This window comes from Agrobacterium sp. 16-172Ci (assembly GCF_053522725.1).
Genome location: NZ_JBNWBW010000029.1, coordinates 18026 through 40151, shown reverse-complemented (window position 1 = coordinate 40151; position 22126 = coordinate 18026). Strand labels below are relative to the sequence as shown.

Genomic DNA, 22126 nt, shown 5'->3' with positions numbered 1-22126 from the left:
GTCGAGATGGTCGTCCTCAAATCCTTCCGTCATTCCGGGCCATCCTTCGCCGATCTCGTGCCCTATGCTGGTCTGGTCGATAACGGCGTCATCCTGCTGAAGGACGGCTCGCTGATGGCCGGCTGGTACTTTGCCGGCCCTGACAGCGAAAGCTCGACGGACGCTGAGCGCAACGATGTCTCTCGCCAGATCAATGCGATCCTGTCGCGGCTTGGCTCCGGCTGGATGATTCAGGTCGAGGCCGTCCGGGTGCCGACCGCGGATTACCCGCAACGGCCCGACTGCCATTTTCCTGATCTCGTCACCCGCGCTATCGATGCGGAACGACGGGCACATTTCCAGAAGGAAAGAGGGCATTTCGAGAGCCGGCATGCCTTGATCCTGACCTGGCGGCCGCCGGAGCCACGCCGCTCTGGCCTGACCCGCTATATCTATTCGGACACCGCCAGCCGGTCCGCAACTCACGCCGACAAGGCGCTGGACAGCTTTCTCTCCTCAATCCGGGAGGTTGAGCAGTATCTCGCCAATGTCGTATCCATCCGCCGGATGATGACACGCGAGACGTCGGAGCGCGGTGGCTTTCGTGTTGCCCGATATGACGAGCTCTTCCAGTTCATCCGCTTTTGCGTCACCGGTGAGAACCATCCGGTTCGCCTGCCGGAAATCCCCATGTATCTCGACTGGCTGGTGACGGCGGAACTCCAGCACGGGCTGACGCCGCTCATCGAGAATCGCTTTCTTGGCGTCGTCGCGATCGACGGCCTGCCTGCGGAAAGCTGGCCCGGCATTCTCAACGCGCTCGATCTGATGCCGCTGACCTATCGATGGTCGTCGCGTTTCGTCTTCCTCGATGCGGAGCAAGCGCGGGCGAAGCTCGAGCGTACGCGCAAGAAGTGGCAGCAGAAGGTGAGGCCCTTCTTCGACCAGTTGTTTCAAACCCAGTCCCGCTCGCTTGACCAGGACGCAATGCTGATGGTGGCGGAAACCGAGGACGCGATTGCCGAAGCATCGTCGCAGCTCGTGGCCTATGGCTATTACACGCCGGTCATCGTCCTGTTCGAAGAGGACCAGGCCCGGCTTCAGGAAAAGTGCGAAGCGATCCGTCGCTTAATTCAGGCCGAAGGGTTTGGTGCCCGGATCGAGACATTGAATGCGACCGACGCCTTTCTCGGCAGCCTGCCCGGCGTCTCCTACGCGAATATCCGCGAGCCGCTGATCAATACGCGCAATCTCGCCGACCTCATCCCGCTCAATTCGGTCTGGTCCGGAAGCGCGGTCGCACCGTGCCCCTTTTATCCGCCAGCCTCACCGCCACTGATGCAGGTGGCGTCGGGTTCGACCCCGTTCCGCCTCAACCTGCATGTCGACGATGTCGGTCACACGCTGATCTTCGGTCCGACCGGATCCGGCAAATCCACCTTGTTATCGCTAATCGCCGCGCAGTTCCGGCGTTATGCCGGTGCGCAAATCTTCGCCTTCGACAAGGGCGGCTCGATGCTGCCGCTGACGCTCGGGATCGATGGCGATCATTACCAGATCGGCGGCGATGCCTCCGGAGACGGGGAGGGGAGGGTACTTTCCTTCTGCCCGCTGTCCGAACTGTCTACCGACGGCGACCGCGCCTTTGCATCCGAATGGATCGAGATGCTTGTGGCGCTGCAGGGTGTGACGATCACACCGGATTATCGCAACGCCATCTCTCGACAGGTCGGGTTGATGGCGGAATCACGCGGGCGGTCGCTATCGGACTTCGTGTCGGGCGTGCAGATGCGCGAGATTAAGGATGCTCTGCATCACTACACCGTCGATGGCCCAATGGGCCAGCTTCTCGACGGCGAGGAGGACGGTCTGGCGCTGGGCACCTTCCAGTGCTTCGAGATCGAGGAATTGATGAACATGGGCGAGCGCAATCTCGTTCCCGTTCTCACCTATCTGTTCCGCCGTATCGAAAAACGCCTGACCGGTGCGCCCAGCCTGATCATCCTCGATGAGGCCTGGCTGATGCTGGGCCATCCGGTGTTTCGCGACAAGATCCGGGAATGGCTGAAAGTGCTGCGCAAGGCCAACTGCGCCGTGGTGCTCGCCACACAGTCGATCTCGGATGCCGAGCGCTCCGGCATCATCGATGTCCTGAAAGAGTCGTGCCCAACGAAAATCTGCCTGCCGAACGGGGCGGCCCGCGAGCCCGGCACGCGAGAATTCTACGAGCGCATCGGCTTCAACGAGCGGCAGATCGAGATCGTCGCAACCGCCATTCCGAAGCGGGACTATTATGTCGTCTCGCCCGAAGGCCGCCGCCTGTTCGACATGGCGCTCGGACCGGTAGCGCTCTCCTTCGTCGGAGCATCCGGGAAGGAAGACCTGAAACGGATCCGCTCCCTGCATTCCGAACACGGGGCAAATTGGCCTCTTCATTGGCTCCAGCAAAGGGGGATCGCCCATGCCGATAAGCTCTTCCCGGTTGAATAGGATATTGCGCGTCGCACTCAGTGCGGTCGCTACGTTCTCCTGGACTCTCCCTGTTCCCGTCCATGCCGGTGGCGTGACCGGTCAGGCGACCGAATGGACGCAGCTCGCCAACAACGCCGAACTCATCTCGTTGGTCGGCAAATCGGCGGACCAAGTCAACAACCAAATCACGCAGATCTCACAGCTGGCCGAGCAGATCCAGAACCAACTCAAGATCTACCAGAACATGTTGCAGAACACGGCGCAGCTGCCCAACCATATCTGGGGCCAGGTCGAAAGCGACCTGCAGAACCTGCAAAACGTCGTTACCCAGGGGCAGGGCGTCGCCTTCTCGATGGGCAACATCGATGATGTGCTGAAGCAGCGCTTCCAGAGTTTTTCCGAGATGAAGGGTAACCTGCCGGATGGCGCGAGCTTTTCCTCGACCTACCAGACCTGGTCCGACACCAATCGCGACACGATCGCCGGGACGCTGAAGGCCGCGAACCTGACGGCAGAGCAGTTCTCCAGCGAGGAAAGCACGATGTCGTCTCTGCGCTCCATGTCGAAATCATCGGACGGCCAGATGAAGGCGCTGCAGGTCGGCCACCAGATTGCCGCCCAGCAGGTAGCGCAGATGCAAAAGCTTCGCGGTCTCGTTTCCCAGCAGATGACCATGATGGGCACCTGGTTCCAGTCGGAACAGGCGAGACAAGACCTGGCGCAGGCCCGACGTGAACAGTTCTTCGGTGGTAGCGAGCGGGATATCCGCGGTGGACAAACGATGGAGCCTCGGTGGTGAGCCCGCGTCTGATCATAATCCTCGTGGTGGCAGTAATCCTGGCTGCTGGTGGCACCGTGAGCTGGACGCTGATCCAGCCCCAGCCCACCTCGGTATCCGGTTCAGGTGCAGGCGCAACCGGTCCCTCTTCCAATGCACAAAAGCGCCAACATCGCGAACAGTTCTTTGGCGGTGATACCACCCGCGATATTCGCGGCGGCCAGGAGATGAAGCCACGATGGTAGCGGCGCCTCCTTCCCGCAAGTTTGAACTTGCTTTGATAGTGATCGGCGTTGCGCTGATCGCAACCACCCCCGCCCTCGCGCAACAGGGTCAGGTACTGACCACCCTAGAAAACTCCGTCGTCACCGCTGCCAAGGGCTGGGAAACGACCGTGATGAACGCGGCGCGGTCGCTGTTCTGGATCCTCGCCGGGATTGAGGTCGGGATTGCCGCTGTGTGGCTGGCGATCAATGCAGCCTCGCTCGACAGCTGGTTCGCGGAACTCGTCAAGCGCATCATGTTCATCGGTCTCTTCGCCTTTGTCCTCAACGAAGGGCCAGCGTTCGCCAAGGCCGTGGTCGACAGCCTCTATCAGATCGGCGCCGGCGGCGGTTCAGCCTCACCGGCCAATATCTTTGATGCCGGAATCCGCGTTGCGACGAAAATGTCGGAGCTGGCGAAGTTCGGCATCTTCGAGGACAATGCACTGGCGATCGCCGCCGTCTTCGCCATGGTCGTCGTCGTCGTGTCCTTCTCGCTCGTTGCGGCAATCTTCGTCGCCGTCATGGTGGAGATGTATGTCGGTCTGCTTGCCGGCATGATCATGCTCGGGCTTGGCGGCTCATCCTACACCAAGGATTTTGCCGTCAAATATCTGGTCTATGCCTTCTCGGTCGGCATGAAACTGATGGCGCTGGTGATGATCGCCAAGATCGGCTCCGATATTTTGCTCGGTCTTGCCGAAGCGCCGACGGCGACCTCCGAACAGTTCATCACGACGCTTGCCATTGCGGGTATCTCCGTCGTGGTGTTCGTCATCGCCATGTATGTGCCGCCCATCCTGCAAGGCGCAGTCCAGGGCGCATCGGTGGGCGGCGGCATGGAAGCCATTCGTCACGGTGGGCAAGCTGCCTCTGCCGCACTCGGCGCCGGGTTCCTCACGATCGGCGCGGCCAACCGGGGCTTTGAGGCAGCAAGTGCGGCTAGGGCAGGGGGAGCGTCACTGGCAGGTGCCGCCATGCGCGGGTTGGAAGCCGGCATTGGGGGAGCGGCCGGCGCAGTTGGCTCGGCTGCTAAGGACAAGGCCATCGGCTCGCCCGGCGCCTATGCCGGTTCGATGCTCGGCCTCGCCAACGCCAAGCTCGACCAGCAATCCGGCCGGCCCGGTACACCGCCGCCACCACCGCCGATCAATGACAAGAAATAAGAGGCTGACAGCGCATGGCTGGAACCACTCCACCAGACAACCCCTATATCGCTGCGCGCAACGAATGGAACGAACGCTACGGCTCATACGTAAAAGCGGCCGCCGCCTGGCGCATCGTCGGCATCACCGGCATGACCGTGGCCGTCATCGGTTTCGGCTATGCCCTCTATCAGAGCACGCAGGTGAAGCTGATCCCCTATATCGTCGAGGTCGACAAGCTCGGGACAGCCGTCAATGCCGGCTTTCCGCAACAGATCGAATATGCTGATCCGCGCGTGGTGCGCGCCACGCTCGGCAGTTTCGTCTCGAACTTCCGCTCCGTCACGCCCGACGCCGTCGTCCAGAAACAATATATCGACCGGACCTACGGGCTGCTGCGGACATCCGATCCGGCTACCGAAAAAGTCAATGCCTGGTTCCGCTCGAACTCGCCGTTCGAAAAGGCGAAGACCGCGACCGTGGCCATCGAGGTCAACAATATCGTCGCGCTATCGAACCAGAGTTATCAGGTTGACTGGACCGAATTCGAGCGCGATCGGCGAGGCAAGGAAACGGCGACACGCCGCTTCCGCGGCATCGCCACTGTGACGCTGACGCCGCCCCAGGATGAGGGCGTCATCCGTCTCAATCCAATCGGTCTCTATCTCCGCGACTTCGACTGGACAGCACAGCTTTGAAAGGCATGGCCCGAGCATGAATATCAGACACAGAAGACAACGGGCTGCCCTGGCCATCGGCCTCCTGGTTTTGGCGATCGCCCCCTTTACCGTCCTCGGCCCGCTGACTGCGCTTGCCGCAGATGGTGTCACCGCCAACGAGGCGAAAGGCATTGGGCTGTCGACCCAATGGCGCGGGTCGAAAGGCCTGGTCACCAAAGGCGCCGATGGCAAGGTGATCTTTCTTTACGGCGAGATCCAGCCATCGGTCGTCTGCTCACCGTTGCAGGTCTGCGATATCGAACTTCAGGGCGGCGAGGTGGTGCGCGATGTGCTGGTCGGCGATACGGTGCGCTGGAAGGTCGAGACGGCGACCTCGGGTGCTGCCGGTGGTCAGGCGATCCATCTGATCGTCAAACCCTCAGAGCCCGGTCTTGTCACCTCAATGGTGGTGACCACATCCCGGCGGACATATCATATCCAGCTCAAGTCGCATCCAACGCAATATATGGCCCGCGTCGGCTTCGAATATCCCGAGGATGTTTCCTCGAAACTTGCCGACGTCAACGCGCGGCTTGAAGCAAGTACGATCCCCGGCGCCGGGGTACCAGCGGAGCACTTAAGCTTTTCCTATTCCATATCGGGCAGTGTCGGCTGGCGGCCGACACGGGTCTATTCGGACGGATTGAAAACCTACATCCAGTTCCCGCGGTCGATCTCGGGTCAGGACGCGCCGGTTCTCTTTGTCGTTTCCGGCGGCCAGAACCGTATCGTCAACTACCGCATGAAAAACAATGTGATGGTGGTGGATTACAATATCGACCGCGCCGTGCTCGTCTCGGGCGTCGGCTGGAAACAACAAAAGGTGACGATCAGCAGGGGAGGGCGGTGATGAAGATTCTTGCCTTCATTCGACGCCCCCTGAACCGTATACCCGGCCTTGCTGCCGCCTGCATCCTCGCCATCCTCCTTTCCGGGTGCCAATCGATCGACACAGAAGGTCTTGTCACCAGCAACGCGCCGCCCGAAATCTTGAGCCCGGCGGCGAGCGCCATTGCAGGCGACATGGTCAGCCGCCTTGCCGAACAGATCGGGCCGGGCAAGGCAACCGTTGCCCTGAAGGCGGATACCTCACCCTTCGGGCAGGCACTGGAGGCGGCCCTGAAGGGATGGGGCTATGCCGTCGTCACCGACCAGAAGACGGATAGCGGAACGACCGTCGTCCCACTTGCCTATGTGATCATGCCATTCGAGGGCCAAGTGCTGGCGCGCCTTTCGACCAACAGCGTCGAACTCGGCCGCGCTTACACGGTGACGTCGACCGGAGCGACGCCGATGAGCGCGCTTTCGCTGCTGCGGCGCGGGTGAGGGAGAAGATCATGGTGCAATCCCTCAAACTCGGCGGCGCGCAGAACAGTCAGGCGGCATCGGGCATCCGCCGGATCAATCGCCTGCCGATCGTCGTCGTCATCGTGCTGGCACTCGCCTTCCTCGGCATCATCTTTTATGGGCTCGCGTCGCGCGGGCTTTATTTTGGGAAGGATGCCGGCCCGGACACCAGTTCCGGCGATCCCGCCTCGACCTTTGCCGATCAGATCAAGCGCGGCGTCACCGACGGTATTATCGGCGAACCGCAGCAGCAGACGACGTTTCAGCCGACACCTGTCGAGACGAAGCAGGTGGACGAAAACGTCAGCAATCCGCTCACCCCGACGCCGGAGCAGCGGCAGGAACAGCGTCGCGGACAGGAACTGGAGCCGGAGGCGGTTTGGCGGGCGCGTCTCGAGCGCGAGCAACAGGAGCAATATCTCAGGGAGAGACAGCGCCAGCGCATGGCAAGGCTCCAGGCGAACGATGCTGCCTATGACGCGCCGCTCACCATCGATCGCGGCAAGCTGGAGGCACGTACGGCAACAGACGATACTTCGGCCGCCAATACATCGACTGCGATCTCGACGACGGCAGGCGCTTCCGATCTCTATGCCGCCGCCTTGCGTGCCGGCCTCGGCGGCCAGAACATTGATCCCAATGGGCAGAAGAGCAAGGAGGATTTCTTCAACACGGACCTCAAGGACCTCGGCTATCTGCCGAACCGTGTTGTCCCGCAGCAGTCACTCTATGAGCTCAAACGGGGCTCGGTTATCCCGGCGACCTTGATTACTGGTATTAATTCCGACCTGCCCGGCCGCATCACTGCTCAGGTCAGCCAGAACGTCTATGACAGCGCGACCGGACATCGCCTGCTGATCCCGCAGGGCACGAAGCTATTCGGCCGCTACGACAGCAAGGTCTCGTTTGGCCAGAGCCGCATTCTCGTCGTTTGGTCCGATATTATCTTCCCTGATGGATCGACACTGCAGATCGGCGGCATGGCAGGGACCGATGCTGAAGGCTATGGCGGCTTCAAGGACAAGGTGAACAATCACTATCTGAAAACCTTCGGCTCGGCGGTGATGATTGCGCTGATCGGGACCGGGATCGACATGTCCGTGCCACAGAGTTCGACGCTCGCAACGCAAGACACGGCGTCAGATGCAGCGAGGCGGAATTTCGCGGAGACCTTCGGGCGGGTTGCTGATCGGACCATACAGAAAAACATGGATGTGCAGCCGACACTGGAAATCCGGCCTGGCTACAAATTCAATGTCCTTGTCGATCAGGATATCGTGTTTCCAGGAGCATATCGGTAGTTGGTGCGGGCATCGTCTTCGGGGTCTAGATCGCCGTCAAGCCTCGCCTGACAACCAGACGGTGATCCCGCGTGCGATCATGTTGCAGTCAACAAAGATTCTTGACACCTTCACCCGAATCTGAGACCGCTCTCAGAACAATTCAAATCTTCACTTGGGCAGCATCCCGCGCCCTTTCCAGTTAAGGATAACCTCCTCATGAAGCCAGTGTTGCTTGCCGGCGAATCATTCCACACAACCTTTCTTTCATCGAAAGGGCTGGAAGTGCGAGCCTCCGCCCGCTATTCGAACGGCGCGGTGAGGTTTGTCGAAGCCCTCACGAACAACGGAATAACGGTTGTTCAAATCGGAGGAGAACGCTGCGAAGCGGAGTTCCCGAAAACTTTCTCTGAGCTCGAAAAATATGCCGCCGTTATAATTTCCGATGTTGGGGCGCTTTCGCTGCTATACACTCCCGAAACACGCATCGGCAAAAGATCGGTCAATCGCCTGGAACTGCTCCGCGAGTGGGCTGCGCGTGGTGGCGGCCTAATGATGGCTGGAGGATACACCTCCTATCAAGGCATCGACGGCTCGGCTATGTTTCACGGTACCCCGATTGAAGAGGCTCTTCCCGTTACGCTCCACGCCGGCCCTGACGGACTGGAGGCGCCAGAAGGTCTCGACCCGATTATTGAGAAAGGCGAACACCCGATTCTTTCCGGGGTACCAGCAAGCATTCCCTATGTTCTCGGGCTCAACCGCGTTCAGCTTCGGTCGGATGATGGCTCGATAAATTTGGTCCATTGCGAAAGCCGTGGGCAGAAACTTCCGCTGCTGTCGGTCCGCCAATATGAATCAGGAAGAACACTGGCTTGGACGACCGACATTGCACCGCATTGGCTTTCCGATGAATTCATGCGTTGGGACGGTTACGACGCGCTGATGGTCAACATGGTTCGTTGGCTCGCGCAGGAGATTTAGACTGGGCGGCAAAAATGATGGGCAGGCAGTAACAGGTTTCTCTGCCGACTACGCCAGTGGGGCTCATGAATGCTGCATGAGGCGGCGGGGCTATTCTGTTTGAGAATAGAGCTGCCTGGTTCAGCCGGGATCCTGTTCCAGCACTTCCTTTAACATTCCAACGAAGGTTTGCGCTGCCAGCGAGAGAGGCCGGCGCTTGGGGATAATCATGCCGACTGAGACTGGAATGCGCGGCTCGAACTGACGCACCACGATATGGTCCAGCTCGTTGGCATCCCACACAGAGAAATGATCAACGAGGGCCACGCCCCGGCCACGCTCCACAAGGCGGCGAATGAGCTGGCTCTGGTTCGAGATCAGGGTATTTGATGGCTTGACGCCCTCGTCGGACAGAGAGCGGAAGATCGCTGCGCCGAACGGTACCGACCGTGGGTACGTCACAAATGGCTGGTCGGCAATGTCGCTCGACAGAACGATCCGGTGTTTCGCAAGCGGATGGTCCGGCGGCATGATGCAGACCATGGATGAGGTTTTAAGCGTCTGAGTCATCAAGTCGGATTCGTGCTCGGGATGGTGTACCAGACCGAAATCGTAATTCCCGCGACTGACATAGGTGTGGATCTTGTCGGAATCGAGCAGGTCCACCTGTACCTGAATTCCAGGATAGAGATCGTTGAAACGCTCGATCGCCATGGGGATGAGGGCGGTGCTGAAAGCCGACAAAATACCTATGTTGACATAGCCCTGCGTCATCGCCGTCAGATCAAGCGACAGGTTTTCGAACACGGTCAGCTCGTCCATGAGACGTGCTGCGTGTGAAAAAAGCAGTTCCGCCTCGGGAGTGGGTCGAAGCCGTCCAGCGCTCCGCTCGAAAAGTCGTACACCCGCGAAATCCTCAAGCTGTTTCAGCGACTTGCTGGCGTTGGGCTGGGTGGTGTGAAGTACGAGCGCCGCCTCCGTCACCGAGCCGGTTTTCATGAAGGCGGCAAGAGTGTCGAGATGTCTGAGTTTGATCCGTCTCATATCGCTCTCCTCGCATATTCCATTTTGGAATGGAAAGCTTGAATAATTGAATTTTACTAGATGCGATAGGTGTTTTTAGATCGTGGTCATGAGAGGCAAGGCAGCGGCATGAAGCCAAGGCCACAGCGCAAAGACCAGAGCATCATGGGCAATATCAGGGTCGGCATTGATGTCGGCGGAACCTTCACAGACTTTACGGTCCTCGACGACGAAACGGGCGGCATGCGTCACTTCAAAGTGTCCTCGACACCGCATGATCCGTCGGAAGCGATCGAGATCGGCATTACCGGTTTCGGCAAACGTGGGCTTCAATCGTCCGACGTGGTGCATTTCGGTCATGGCACCACGGTCGCGACAAACATGGTTATCGAGCGTCGCGGCGGCAAAACCGGCCTGTTGACAACCGAAGGTTTTCGCGACGTGCTTGAGATCGGCCGCCAGACCCGCCCGGACCTTTTCGACATGAGCGTTCGCAAGCCCGATCCGCTGGTCGTGCGCCCGCTGCGTCTTGAAGTCGCCGAACGTCTCGGTCCTGCCGGCGAGGTCATCGTGCCCCTTGACGATGCCGGTGTTGAAGCGGCCGCCAAACGGTTCAAGGAAGAGGGCGTAGAGGCGGTCGCGATCGGCTTCCTCCACTCTTACCGCAACCCAGCTCACGAACAACGCGCCGCCGAGATCATTCGCCAGCACCTTCCGGATGTCTTCATCTCTCTTTCAAGCGATGTTCTGCCGGAGTTCCGGGAGTATGAGCGCATCTCCACCACGGTCATGAACGCTTATCTCATGCCGCGCATGGACGGCTATCTCGAACGGTTCATGGCCCGGTCGCGCAAGGCGGGCGTGAAAGCCAAGCCTTATACCATCCATTCCAACGGTGGCCTGATGTCCACCGAGACTGCCCGCAATTATCCGGTCCGTACCTGCCTTTCCGGTCCGGCCGCGGGCGTCGTCGGTGCATCGCTGGTGGGCAAGGCAGCCTCATTCCCCAACATCATCACCTATGACGTCGGCGGCACCTCGACCGACGTCGCGCTGATCGCCAATGGCAAGCCGGCCTATTCCACCGACCGCGATGTTGCTGGTTACTCTATCCGCTGCCCGATGGTCGACGTGCATGTGATCGGCGCTGGCGGCGGCTCGATCGCCTGGCTCGATGATGCCGGCGGCCTGAAAGTCGGCCCGCAGAGCGCGGCTGCCGTGCCGGGACCTGCCGCATATGGTAAGGGGGGCACGGACGCGACGATCTCGGATGCCAATATCGTCCTGCAGCGGCTCAACCCAGTCGCACTTCTCGACGGTGCCATGCCGGTCGATCGCGAGGCGGCTCTCAGGGCCATCGGTGCAGTCGCAACGCAGATCGGGCGGTCGGTCGAGGACACGGCCTGGGGCATCATCCGCATCGCGGTCGCCAATATGGCCCGCGCGATCCGCGCGGTTTCGATGGATAAGGGGCATGACCTCAAATCCTTCGCGCTGATGGCATTCGGCGGTGCTGGCCCGCTCCATTCCTCACTCGTGGCCGCGGAAACTGGCCTGAAAACCGTCATCATCCCGGAATCTCCCGGCACGATGTGCGCCCGCGGCGTGCTTCTGTCGGATGTAACGCGCGACTTCGTCTCGACGCAGATCAAGTGGGCACAGGGCGAGGCTTGGCTCGATATCGCATCGGCTCTCCAGGGCCTGGAGCTGCAGGCGAAAGAATGGCTGGAAGCAGAAACCATCCCTGACGAGAAGCGTGCGCTCCAGCATATTGCCGAAGCCCGTTATGCTGGACAGAACCACGAAATCCGCGTCGAGGGCATTCTGTCCACTGCGGAAGATTTCACCACTCGTTTCGCCGAAGCCCATCGTGTCGTTTATGGGTACGCGCTGGAAAACCATCCGGTAGAGATCGTCAACCTGCGCGTCCAGGCGATTGGCCATGCCGGCCGGCCGCTCCAGACAGTCGACGGCGCCGCAGGCTCCATGAAGGACGCCATCGTCGGTGAGCGCGAGGTCTATATCGATCCGCAGGCGGGATGGCAGACTGTGCCGGTCTATAAACGTCCGGCCATGCCGCAGGGCGAGACTTTCACAGGTCCGGCGATCGTCGAGGAACTCACCTCCACGACCTACATCCTCCCAGGCCAGTCCGGCGTCGTCGATGCCTATGGCAACATCATTCTTAGCTTTGTGAAGGACCGTGCGTGATGCAGCAGCACGTCAAACCACCGCGCGAATTCGACACCATCGAAATGGAGGTCTACTCCAATCGGTTCATGTCGATTACGGATGAAATGGGCTTGAGCCTCGTGCGCTCATCCTTCTCGACCAATATCAAGGAGCGCAAGGACTGCTCCGTCGGCCTCTTCGACGGCCGTGGCCGCCTCATCGTCCAGGCCTCGCATATCCCGGTGCATCTGGGCTCCCTGCAGGGAGGCGTCGCGGCGGTTCTCGAAAACTACAGGCTCGAGGATATCAAGCCGGGTGACGCATTCATCTGCAACGACCCCTATCTTGCCGGTGGTTCGCACACGCCGGATATCTCGATCCTGACACCCGTCTTCTACCAAGGCCGGCTCTGCTTCTTCGCCGCCAATCTCGGCCACCATTCGGATGTCGGCGGCGGTGTTCCGGGCTCCTGCGATCCGAGCCAGACGAGCATCTTCGCTGAGGGCATCCGTATTCCGGTGCTGAAAATCGCTCGTGAGGGCGTGTTGGACGAGCAGATCGTCAGGTTGATCAGCACCAACAGCCGCGACCCGCTGGAGCGCATTCTGGACCTGAAGGTACAGATCGCCACCAACGAGATCGGCGAGCGCAAGTTAGTAGCGCTCGCCGATCAGTTCGGCATTGCCACGATCGAGAAAGCGATCGACGATCTGATCGCTTATTCGGAAAGCCGCCTGCGCAAGCGAATCCAGGAAATGCCGGATGGGATCTATACCGGTGAGGCGTTCATCGACGGCGACGGGGTCGGTTTCGATCCCTGCCGCATCCAGGTTGCCATCAAGGTGGAAGGCGACGGCATCACCTTCGATTTCACCGACACGGACGTTCAGGCGCGGGGCGCGGTCAACATCCCGAAGACCGCCCTCGACGCCACCTGCTACTACACGATCAAGGCGTTGCTCGATCCGTCTCTGCCGCCGAACGAAGGCATGGCCCTTCCGGTCTCGATCATCGCGGAAGAGGGCACTCTGGTTCGCCCGAAATTCCCGGCCGCGGTCGGCATCCGCTCGACGAGCTGCCAGCGTGTCGTGCGCGCCATCTTCCAGGCATTCGCCGATGTCCTGCCGAAGGAAAAGGTCTTTGCCTCTTCCGCCGACATGAACGCGACGATGATCTTTTTTGGTCCGCACAAGACACGCGAAGGCAACTTCGTATATCTCGAAACTGTCGGCGGTGGTGCCGGTGCCAGCCTCGAGCACGACGGCATGAACGGCATTCAGGTCCACATTACAAACACTTCCAACCTGCCTGCCGAAGCGCTCGAAATCGAATATCCACTGATGGTCCGTCGCTACGCGCTTGCCACCGGCTCCGGCGGCGAAGGTCAGCAAACCGGCGGCATGGGCATCGTCCGGGAAGTGGTCGCCATGACCGACGGCGTGCGGGCAAACGCGTCCTGCGAAGGTCTTCGCACCCCCGCGGACGGCGTGTTCGGCGGCGGCCAGGGAGAGGTCGCTCGGCTGAAGTTCGCGACGGCCGATGGCGCCGTCAAGGAATACGACATCTCGATCACCAACATCCTCATGAACCGCGGGGACAGCCTGTTCCTGCAGACACCGGGCGGCGGCGGCTTCGGCAGCGCGTCCTGAATTCACACGGAGAATGAACATTATGGCTCTCGAAAACCTGACGCCGAGCGACGAACAGATCAAGTCCGCTCCCAACCCGAATTACTTGGAAGGGGACTATCTGAAGGGCGTCCTTGAAATGGCGTTCCGGGATGGCAATCCGGTCGCGGAAAAGCTGGTGAAGGACGTTTTTTCCGCGCGCCAGATCGAATCCGTTTATCTTGTAGGCTCAGGCGGTTCGAACTCCTACATCGAACCGGTCAAATACATCCTCGACAAGTATTGCGACCTGCGCATCGAGCGCATCAACTCCACCGAGCTCGAAACGCGCCGTCCCAAGCCTGTCAATGAGACGGCGGTGGTGCTGATCACCTCGCATAACGGCGAAACCGAAGACGCGCTGGTTGCCGCACGCTGGGCGAAGACGACAGGCGCAGTCACGGTCGCGCTGACTTCGGGAACCGAAAGCGGATTGGCCAAGATTTGCGATTATCTGCTGCCCTACAGCAAGGAACTGCCGGGCATGCCGAAGACGCTGGTGGCATATCTCTTCGCCGCGCATCTACTTCAGCATCTCGGCAATCCGGTCGGCGCGCAGCTCGTCCGCGATCTCGAAGCGATGCCTGCCAGGCTGCACGAAATCAAGGATGCCGAGCGCGAGCGCGGCATGGAACTCGCCCGCCGTTACAAGGACGAGAACATCTACTACGTGCTATCCAGCGGCATTCTTTCGGCGCTCAATTACCAGTATTCGATCTGTATCTTTAACGAGATGCTGTGGCTCGATGCTTCCGACATCCATTCGGGCGAATTCCGTCATGGCCCCTACGAGGTGGCGGATGCCGACATGGCCTACGTCTTCCTGATGGACAATGGCGAGAACCGCAAGATCGACCAGCGAGCGTTGAAATTCACTCGCCGCGTGACCGACAAGATCATCACGTTCGATGCCGGCCGCTACGAAGACGTTTCGCCGCTCCTCTCGCCTTTCGTGATCGGCGTCACCTGGTACTGGTTTGCCCACACGCTTTCGGTGCTGCGCGAGCATCCGCTCAGCGTTCGTCGCTACATGTGGAAAGTCGATTACTGATGACGAAGATGTCCGTCCATGTCGTGCTCGATCCCGATGCGAGAATCCGCATCAGTAAAGCAATGCATCGGCGGACGTCTCATCCAAATCAAACCGCATGACAGAAAAGGCGGTCGGGGAAAGATGAAAGAAGAGAAAAAATATTCAAGCCTCAAGGTCCTCGGGCTCGGCGCCGAAGCGGCTTTTCTTGGAACGTTCGGCACGGACGCCGCCGGAAGGCATGTTCGCGCCACACTTCAAGGCCTTGCGATACAGACGTCATTCTGCCGGATTGTCGAACGTGAGAACGGGCATGCGGACGTCCACGTCGTTGACGGAAATCGTGAATTCATTTTCTCAAACAAGGGCGGTGTCGCGCGTGAAAACCCTTTCACGCCGTGTGATACTGACCTCAACTATGTGTCCCATTTCGACCTCGTGCATACGAGCTGTTACAGCTACCTGAATGCACATCTCGGAGCATTGAATGGCGCCAGCGCTCTGCTCTCGTATGACTTTTCCTATCGCTGGCAGGTGGATGAGCTGATCGGCACCTTGACGCCGCATCTCGATTTTGCAGCAATCTCTGCCGGCGATGTAGGCCGCGAACGCGGAATTGCAGCTCTTCGCGAAGCCGTTTCCAACGGATGCAGCCTAGCCTTGGCTACCTTCGGGCCGGACGGCGCCACGGCCTACAATGGCGAGGCATTCGTTTCGGTTCTGCCAAAGCCTGCCGCTATCGTTGATACACTTGGCGCTGGCGACGCCTTCATCACGGCAACACTTCTTTCTTTACTCGCGTCCGGCTGGACGCGAGGCGTCCGACCTTCTGCGGATGCCATCTCGATTGCGATGAACAAAGGCAGCCAGTTTGCAGCCGAGATCTGCGGGATCGAGGGAGCATTCGGTCATGCCGCTCCCATCGCAACCAACGAACACGTGTGAGAGGAGGTCGGATGCTCGAAGTCAAGAACCTCTCAATCGCTTTCAAGACCGGTACGGGGCTGAGGTCGGCCGTACGCAATATGGATTTCACCATCCGACCGGGCGAAATCCTCGGCCTGGTGGGCGAGAGCGGCAGCGGAAAGACCATCACATCGCTCGCAGTCATGGGCCTTCTGCCACCGAACGCGGCGGTCACCGGTGGCGAGGTTCTGGTCGACGGCGTCGATATCCTGAAACTGTCGTCGGCAGAGCTGCGCAGGCTGCGTGGCAGCCATATTGCTATGATCTTCCAGGATCCAATAGCGTCGCTCGATCCGATCTTCACCTGCGGCGACCAAATCGTTGAGGCGATTCTTTTGCATGAGCCGATCGGTCGCGGGAATGCGCGCCGCAAGGCCCGCGAACTTCTGGAAAAAGTGCTGATCCCCGATCCCGATCGCGCCATGCGCTCCTATCCTCACGAGCTGTCCGGCGGTCAGTGCCAGCGCATCATGATCGCGATGGCTGTCGCTTGCCGGCCACACATCATTATCGCCGACGAGCCGACAACAGCGCTCGACGTAACGGTCCAAAAGCAGGTGCTCGAACTACTTCGCGAATTGAATGCAGATGTAGGCGCTGCCATCCTGTTGATCACGCATGATCTCGGTGTCATCTACGAAGTGGCTGACCGTGTCGTCGTCATGTATGCAGGCGACAAGATGGAGGAGGCGACGACCGCCGATCTCTTCTCCAGGCCTCAAAGCGACTATTCCCGGGCGCTGATCGATTCTATGCCGTCGCTTGGTGGCGATGCCGAACGGCTGCCAGTGATCGAGCGCGACTCAACGGGCAAGGCGCGCAGTGTCCGGCCGGAACCGCGTCGCCGTCCTGCATCTTCTGGACCAATCCCGATCGAGGCTGACCGCCCCCTTCTTGAAATCCGTGATCTCTGCAAGTCCTATTGGCTGAAACCTTCGCCTCTTGCCATGCCCGTCGAGATGCGTGCCGTCGATCGAGTGAGCCTATCGGTCGCGCCGCGAACGACGCTTGGCCTCGTCGGGGAATCCGGCTGCGGAAAGAGCACACTCTCCCGCGCCGTTATCCGGCTCTTTAAGCCTGATTCCGGGAAGATCCTGTTCAAGGGAAAAGACATAGCAGGGCTTTCTGACAGGGACATGCTGCCGTTCCGGCGCGAGATCGCCATGGTATTCCAGAACCCGTACGGTTCGCTTAACCCGCGCCAGACGGTCGCCCAATTGGTGGAGGCGCCAATGGTGATATTCGCCAACGGTGATGCGTCGGAGCGTCAAGCGCGAGTTCGGACGTTGCTCGAAGCCGTTGGCTTGCCTGCAACCGCTGCTCAAAAGTACCCCCATGAATTCTCTGGCGGCCAGCGGCAGAGAATTGCCATCGCGCGTGCGCTTGCTCTCAACCCATCGCTCGTAATCTGCGACGAAGCTGTCTCCGCGCTCGACGTATCCGTCCAGGCCCAGGTGCTCAATCTCCTCAAAGATCTGCAGGCAGAATTCGACCTGACCTATCTCTTCATCTCCCACGATCTTTCTGTCGTGAAATATGTCAGCGATACAGTCGCGGTGATGCGGAAAGGCAGGATCGTCGAATCCGGCGAGACGTCCGCAGTCTTCAGTGATCCCCAGGATGCCTACACCCGCATGTTGCTCGAGGCCGTACCAACTGTCGGTTCGACACTCGGTGGAAAGGAGGGCGCATGAGTGCCTCGGTCGGAGCTCTGCTCCTGGTCGCACGAAAGTTGCTGACGGCTTTCATTCAGCTTCTTGTCGTCGCCACCCTCATTTTCTCCGTCATGTACATCATGCCCGGCGACCCTGTGCTCCTGCTGCTCGGCGCTGATAGCAACCCGTCGCCAGAGGCGATCGCCTCGATGCGAGCTCAGCTTGGCCTCGACCAGCCGGTCATATCGCAGTATTTCGTTTGGCTGCGGAATGCGCTGCATCTCGATTTCGGCAAATCGCTGACAAATGGATATCCGGTCGCCAACTATGTGATGCAGAATCTGCCGCGCACGCTGGAACTCGCCTTCGCGGCGATCATCATTGCAGCGCTAATCGGCGTTCCAATTGGCATTGCAGCAGCCCTGAAGCGCGGAAGCACGCGCGACACGGTGCTGACTTCGATCGCAACGATCGGCATTTCGGTGCCCGTTTACATCGTTGGCACGCTTCTGGTGTTGTTCTTCAGCGTCAAGCTCGGCTGGCTTCCGGCTAGCGGTTACACGGATATCTCGCGAAACGTACTTGAACATTTTCGTAAGTTGGCCTTGCCGGCCTTCGCCCTGGGCTTTGGCCTCGCCGCGTCGATTGCCCGTATGACGCGTTCTTCGGTGCTGGAAATTCTCGGCCGCGACTTCGTGCGAGCGTTGCGCGCCAAGGGCATGCCGGAGCGGCGGATCATCTGGCAGCACGTTTTGCGAAATGCAGCGATTCCGATCGTCACGATCATCGGCCTGCAGCTCGGCAACCTGATGGGCGGAACGGTTCTTGTCGAGGCCATGTTCAATTGGCCGGGGCTGAGCACGCTTCTTGTTGGAGCGGTGTCGGCCCGCAACTATCCGCTTGTTCAGGGTTCGATGCTCGCCATCGCCGCTGCCTTCATACTGATCAACCTGATCGTGGAACTGCTCTACAGTTTGCTCGATCCCCGCATACGGAGGAAAAGCTCTTGATCCCCGAGGTAATTCTCCGCGCCACCCGCAGCGAGCCGGCCTTCCTTGCCAGTATTCTGCTTCTCGTTGTTGTCATGTTCATTGGCATCTTCGGCAACTGGCTTGCGCCGCAAGACCCGTTCCTTCTCAATCCAGAGAGCGTCAATCAAGGCAGTTCGGTGGCTCATTGGTTGGGCACCGACGAATTTGGCCGCGATCTCTTGAGCCGCCTTCTCATCGGTGTCCAACCGACGCTGATGGTCGCGCTTGGCGCTACGTTGATCGCCGGATTTTTTGGGACCTTCATCGGCATCGCTGGCGCTTATGGCCGGCCCCTGACCGCCTTTCTGATCATGCGCGGCGTCGATATCATGCTGAGCTTTCCGCCGATCCTGCTCGCGCTGCTTGCGGTCGGTTTCTGGAAAAGCGGCGTCCTGAGCCTCGCCGTGGTGATCGGTGTCCTCTACATTCCACATTTCGCCCGCGTTGCACATGCCGCAACCCTCCAGGTCTCACGGATGGCGTTCATGGAGGCGGAGCACGCGATGGGCGCCTCCACCCGGCGGGTAGTCTTGACCGCGATCTTGCCAAACATCCTGTCTCCGTTGGTCGTGCAGGCAACTTTGACCGTAGCAGCCGCCATCCTGTTGGAATCCGGCCTAAGCTTCCTCGGCCTTGGCATCGTGCCTCCTGAGCCCTCCTGGGGCCAGATGATTGGGACGGCGCGCGGTTACCTTAGCCAGAACCCGATGTACGTCATCTGGCCTTCCCTTCTTCTCGCAATGACGGTTCTCGCCATCAATGTGGTCGGCGACCGGCTGCGCGACATTCTCGATCCACGACTCAGGGAGGAGTAACGGACATGGAAATCTCGCATCAACCAAGACAAGTAAAAAAGGGGTACAGCATGAAAGGGAAGATATTCGGGGTCGCTTTGGCCCTTGCATCGGGCGTCTTCGCTCAACAGGCGTTTGCCGCAGATGGCGGTTCGCTGTATTTCGGCCTATCCGGCGAACCGTCGACGCTTGAAAGCACGATCAATGCCGGCGCGCCGGCGCGCACGATAAGGCTAGCAATCCATCGCGGCCTCTTCAACTATGGTCCGGATGGAAAGCTCTCGTCCGAACTGGCGGAAAGCTATGACGTCTCCCCGGATGCGCTGACCTATACGTTCAAGCTCCGAGACGCAAAGTTTCACGACGGTTCTCCGGTCACGTCAGCGGATGTCAAGGCGTCCATCGAGCGCGTGACTGCCAAGGACAGCAAGGCGACCTATAGAAATGAGCTCGGCGTCATCCAGTCGATTGAGACGCCGGATCCCAAGACAGTTAAGCTTGTGCTCTCGAAGCCCTTTGTGCCGCTGGTCCATTACCTGGCTCTTCCGGAATCTGCGATTATTCCGGCCGCCTGGATCAAGGCGCATGGCAGCGATCCGAATGCCGCGCCAATTGGCGCCGGTCCTTTCAAGTTCGTCAACTGGGAACGCGGTCGTGAACTGACCGTTGAGAAGTTCGACAGTTATTACAAGAAGGGCAAGCCGCATCTCGATGACGTCCACTACGTCTTCTACGGTGACGAGAATACACGTGTGAACGCGCTGAAATCCGGCGACGTCGACATCATCGACTATGTTCCGTGGAAGGATGCCGCATCGATCGAGGGAAGCTCCGACTTGAAGCTGGCGAGCACCACCGGCCCGTTTATGATGCTTCAGTTCAATACCAAGTTCGAGCCGTTCTCCAAGCCGGAAGTGCGCCAAGCAATTTCCTATGCAATCGACCGTGCCACGGTGATCAACACCGCCTTCAACGGTCGCGGCACACCACTCTATGGCATCGCAATTCCGGAAGGCTACATGGGCTATTCCAAGGATAAGGCAAACTTCTTCAAATACGACCCCGCCAAGGCGAAAGAGATGTTGGCAAAGGCGGGCTATCCGAACGGTTTCGAAGCTAGGCTGCTTTCCACATCGCAGTACGGCTTCCACAACAACACGGCGATTGCGGTTCAGGCCGAACTCGCAAAGATCGGGATCAAGACCAAGCTTGACCTGCCGGACTGGTCCGGCCGCATCGCCAAGAACAACGCGGGGGACTACGATTTCCTTGTCGCCGGCACTGCAGGCGATATCGCCGATCCAGATTGGCTAAGTAACTTCTTCTACGGTGGCCAACAACTTGTGCGGCTCAATAATTCGGCCTATTTCGACGACGAGGTTATCAACAATCTGCTCGATAAAGGCCGCGTTACACTTGACCCCGTCGAGCGTGAGAAAATCTACAGCCAGTTCGTCGATCGTGCGCTCGAACAGTCGCCGTTCGTTTACCTGATGTGGCGTGACCAGAGTTTTGGTCTCAACAAGAAGGTTAAGGGCTTCACCAACATTCCTGGCTTCCTGACATTCCAATCAGGGTTCACCGTCGAGAACGTCGAAGTCGAATAAAATTGATGCCAAATGGAGCGACCGCCCCCCTGTCCTTGGAGCGCGGTCACTCCATCATTTTGTCGATTATTGCAAATCGCGCAAGCATCGATCGTCCCAATCAGACATATGGCGGTGCTGCAACGGACTTCCGGATTATCAGATGGGTTGAGAGAACGCGGCAGCGTGGTGACTCGCTCGGGTCGGTAATTCGTTGCAGAAGAACCTGGGCACTCTCAAAGCCCAATTCGTAGACCGGTTGAGACACGACCGTGATTGGCGGACTGGTAACACTCGTCCAGTCGGCATCGTGAAACGCGATGAGTGAAACGTCGTCAGGAATGTTCATCCCAAGCTGATGCAACGTCTTGAAGACCTGCAACGCCACCAGATTGTCGGAAGCTATGATAGCGGTTGGCCGTTGTTTACCTTGGAGGAGGTCGGCTATGATAGCTTCGCCCTTCCCACGGCGGCCCACACTCAGGCGAATGTACTGCTCAGGACTTTCAATGCCCGCCGCACGGCTTGCCTCGAGGACGCCCTCAATTCGCTCCATGACGGTGCTGAGATGGATTTGATGCAGTCCGCGATAGACAGGATCGTCTGAAACTGTAGCTGAGATATAGGCAATCCTGCGGTGCCCTGCATCAATGAGAGTACGAGTAGCGGTCAAAGCAGCCTGGCGATCGTCAGCGACGACGGCATCTACACTGAGACCCTGAACGGTCCTGTCGAGAAGCACAAGCGGCCTGCCGGACTGTTGTACTTCATGCAAATGTTCAACATCCTTGAAGGACGACGGCGCCACGATCAGACCGTCTACCCGCTTGCCGAGCAACACACGCACCGCAGCCTTTTCCCGCGTCAGATCCTCTCCCGAATTGGAAAGGACCACATCGAACCCCGCGCTGGCGGCCGCGTCGCTAATGCCGCGCACGGCCAGACCGAAATACGGGTTCTCAATGTCTCCGACGATGACGCCGATCGTGTTCGATTTACCCGTCGTCATACTGCGCGCAAGTTCATTCGGCTGGTAACCGAGCTTCTTCGCAGCTTCGAGAACCTTGTCTTTAACTTCCGTACTCACGGTGCTGTAGTTGCCGAGAACCCGGGCTGCCGTCGCTTTGGAGACGCCCGCGCTCCGCGCCACGTCAGAAACAGTTACAAGCCGTTTCGAAATCACTTTTCCCGCCATGCTCTCACACATAAGCAAAATGCCAATGAGCGTCAAGAATCGCGCATTGACAAATGAAACC

19 protein-coding genes are annotated in these 22126 nt (G+C 59.3%); 17 read left to right on the top strand and 2 right to left on the bottom strand.

What is annotated here, in order from left to right:
- Positions 1 to 6: 6 nt before the first annotated feature.
- The 9 genes from ACQZ40_RS21595 (at position 7) to ACQZ40_RS21555 (ending at position 8967) form a co-directional block, all read left to right on the top strand.
- Complete coding sequence (locus ACQZ40_RS21595; RefSeq protein WP_065657563.1) at positions 7 to 2469, top strand: conjugal transfer protein TrbE; 2463 nt, start codon at positions 7 to 9, stop codon at positions 2467 to 2469.
- Entirely contained in the window at positions 2441 to 3250 is an 810-nt protein-coding gene (gene trbJ, locus ACQZ40_RS21590; RefSeq protein WP_065657562.1) for a P-type conjugative transfer protein TrbJ, read from the top strand. Before ACQZ40_RS21595 ends, trbJ begins: the two co-directional genes overlap by 29 nt.
- Positions 3247 to 3474 carry an entry exclusion protein TrbK gene (gene trbK / locus ACQZ40_RS21585; RefSeq protein ID WP_065658790.1) on the top strand — a complete coding sequence of 76 codons (228 nt, stop codon included), beginning with the start codon at positions 3247 to 3249 and terminating at the stop codon, positions 3472 to 3474. The genes trbJ and trbK overlap by 4 nt, the downstream gene beginning before the upstream one ends.
- Complete coding sequence (gene trbL, locus ACQZ40_RS21580; protein WP_065657561.1) at positions 3468 to 4658, top strand: P-type conjugative transfer protein TrbL; 1191 nt, start codon at positions 3468 to 3470, stop codon at positions 4656 to 4658. Before trbK ends, trbL begins: the two co-directional genes overlap by 7 nt.
- Positions 4659 to 4672: 14 nt before the next feature.
- On the top strand, positions 4673 to 5335 hold the full coding sequence (locus ACQZ40_RS21575) for a conjugal transfer protein TrbF (protein WP_065657560.1): 663 nt from the start codon (positions 4673 to 4675) through the stop codon (positions 5333 to 5335).
- 16 nt (positions 5336 to 5351) lie between these two features.
- Positions 5352 to 6206 carry a P-type conjugative transfer protein TrbG gene (trbG, locus tag ACQZ40_RS21570; RefSeq protein WP_065657559.1) on the top strand — a complete coding sequence of 285 codons (855 nt, stop codon included), beginning with the start codon at positions 5352 to 5354 and terminating at the stop codon, positions 6204 to 6206.
- Entirely contained in the window at positions 6206 to 6682 is a 477-nt protein-coding gene (gene trbH / locus ACQZ40_RS21565; RefSeq protein ID WP_065657558.1) for a conjugal transfer protein TrbH, read from the top strand. The genes trbG and trbH overlap by 1 nt, the downstream gene beginning before the upstream one ends.
- 11 nt (positions 6683 to 6693) lie before the next feature.
- Positions 6694 to 8004 (top strand): IncP-type conjugal transfer protein TrbI, encoded by a 1311-nt coding sequence (gene trbI / locus ACQZ40_RS21560; RefSeq protein ID WP_065657557.1) that lies wholly within the window; start codon positions 6694 to 6696, stop codon positions 8002 to 8004.
- Between the two features lie 198 nt (positions 8005 to 8202).
- On the top strand, positions 8203 to 8967 hold the full coding sequence (locus ACQZ40_RS21555; protein ID WP_065657556.1) for a glutamine amidotransferase: 765 nt from the start codon (positions 8203 to 8205) through the stop codon (positions 8965 to 8967).
- 120 nt (positions 8968 to 9087) lie between these two features.
- On the opposite strand, the gene ACQZ40_RS21550 is transcribed toward ACQZ40_RS21555, so the two are convergent.
- Complete coding sequence (locus tag ACQZ40_RS21550) at positions 9088 to 9990, bottom strand: LysR family transcriptional regulator (RefSeq protein WP_065657555.1); 903 nt, start codon at positions 9988 to 9990, stop codon at positions 9088 to 9090.
- Between the two features lie 108 nt (positions 9991 to 10098).
- Between ACQZ40_RS21550 and ACQZ40_RS21545 the strand changes: the two genes are divergently transcribed.
- The 8 genes from ACQZ40_RS21545 to ACQZ40_RS21510 are packed head-to-tail and all read left to right on the top strand — an operon-like array spanning position 10099 to position 20891.
- Complete coding sequence (locus ACQZ40_RS21545) at positions 10099 to 12180, top strand: hydantoinase/oxoprolinase family protein (protein ID WP_233279015.1); 2082 nt, start codon at positions 10099 to 10101, stop codon at positions 12178 to 12180.
- Positions 12180 to 13790, top strand: a complete 1611-nt coding sequence (locus ACQZ40_RS21540; RefSeq protein WP_065657554.1) for a hydantoinase B/oxoprolinase family protein — start codon at positions 12180 to 12182, stop codon at positions 13788 to 13790. The genes ACQZ40_RS21545 and ACQZ40_RS21540 overlap by 1 nt, the downstream gene beginning before the upstream one ends.
- 22 nt (positions 13791 to 13812) lie before the next feature.
- Positions 13813 to 14859: an SIS domain-containing protein gene (locus ACQZ40_RS21535; RefSeq protein WP_065657553.1), complete on the top strand. Its 1047-nt coding sequence runs from the start codon at positions 13813 to 13815 to the stop codon at positions 14857 to 14859.
- Positions 14860 to 14877: 18 nt separating this feature from the next.
- Entirely contained in the window at positions 14878 to 15783 is a 906-nt protein-coding gene (locus ACQZ40_RS21530) for a fructoselysine 6-kinase (protein WP_032489959.1), read from the top strand.
- 11 nt (positions 15784 to 15794) lie between these two features.
- Positions 15795 to 17498 (top strand): ABC transporter ATP-binding protein, encoded by a 1704-nt coding sequence (locus tag ACQZ40_RS21525; protein WP_065657551.1) that lies wholly within the window; start codon positions 15795 to 15797, stop codon positions 17496 to 17498.
- The gene (locus tag ACQZ40_RS21520; RefSeq protein WP_065657550.1) at positions 17495 to 18469 is read left to right on the top strand and encodes an ABC transporter permease; all 975 of its coding nucleotides are present in this window, start codon (positions 17495 to 17497) and stop codon (positions 18467 to 18469) included. The genes ACQZ40_RS21525 and ACQZ40_RS21520 overlap by 4 nt, the downstream gene beginning before the upstream one ends.
- Entirely contained in the window at positions 18466 to 19305 is an 840-nt protein-coding gene (locus ACQZ40_RS21515) for an ABC transporter permease (protein WP_174000899.1), read from the top strand. Before ACQZ40_RS21520 ends, ACQZ40_RS21515 begins: the two co-directional genes overlap by 4 nt.
- A 5-nt stretch (positions 19306 to 19310) precedes the next feature.
- Positions 19311 to 20891 carry an ABC transporter substrate-binding protein gene (locus ACQZ40_RS21510; protein ID WP_032489955.1) on the top strand — a complete coding sequence of 527 codons (1581 nt, stop codon included), beginning with the start codon at positions 19311 to 19313 and terminating at the stop codon, positions 20889 to 20891.
- Positions 20892 to 20991: 100 nt separating this feature from the next.
- Here ACQZ40_RS21510 and ACQZ40_RS21505 read toward each other — a convergent pair whose 3' ends face one another.
- Positions 20992 to 22101 carry a LacI family DNA-binding transcriptional regulator gene (locus ACQZ40_RS21505; protein WP_234911001.1) on the bottom strand — a complete coding sequence of 370 codons (1110 nt, stop codon included), beginning with the start codon at positions 22099 to 22101 and terminating at the stop codon, positions 20992 to 20994.
- Between the last annotated feature and the right edge of the window lie 25 nt (positions 22102 to 22126).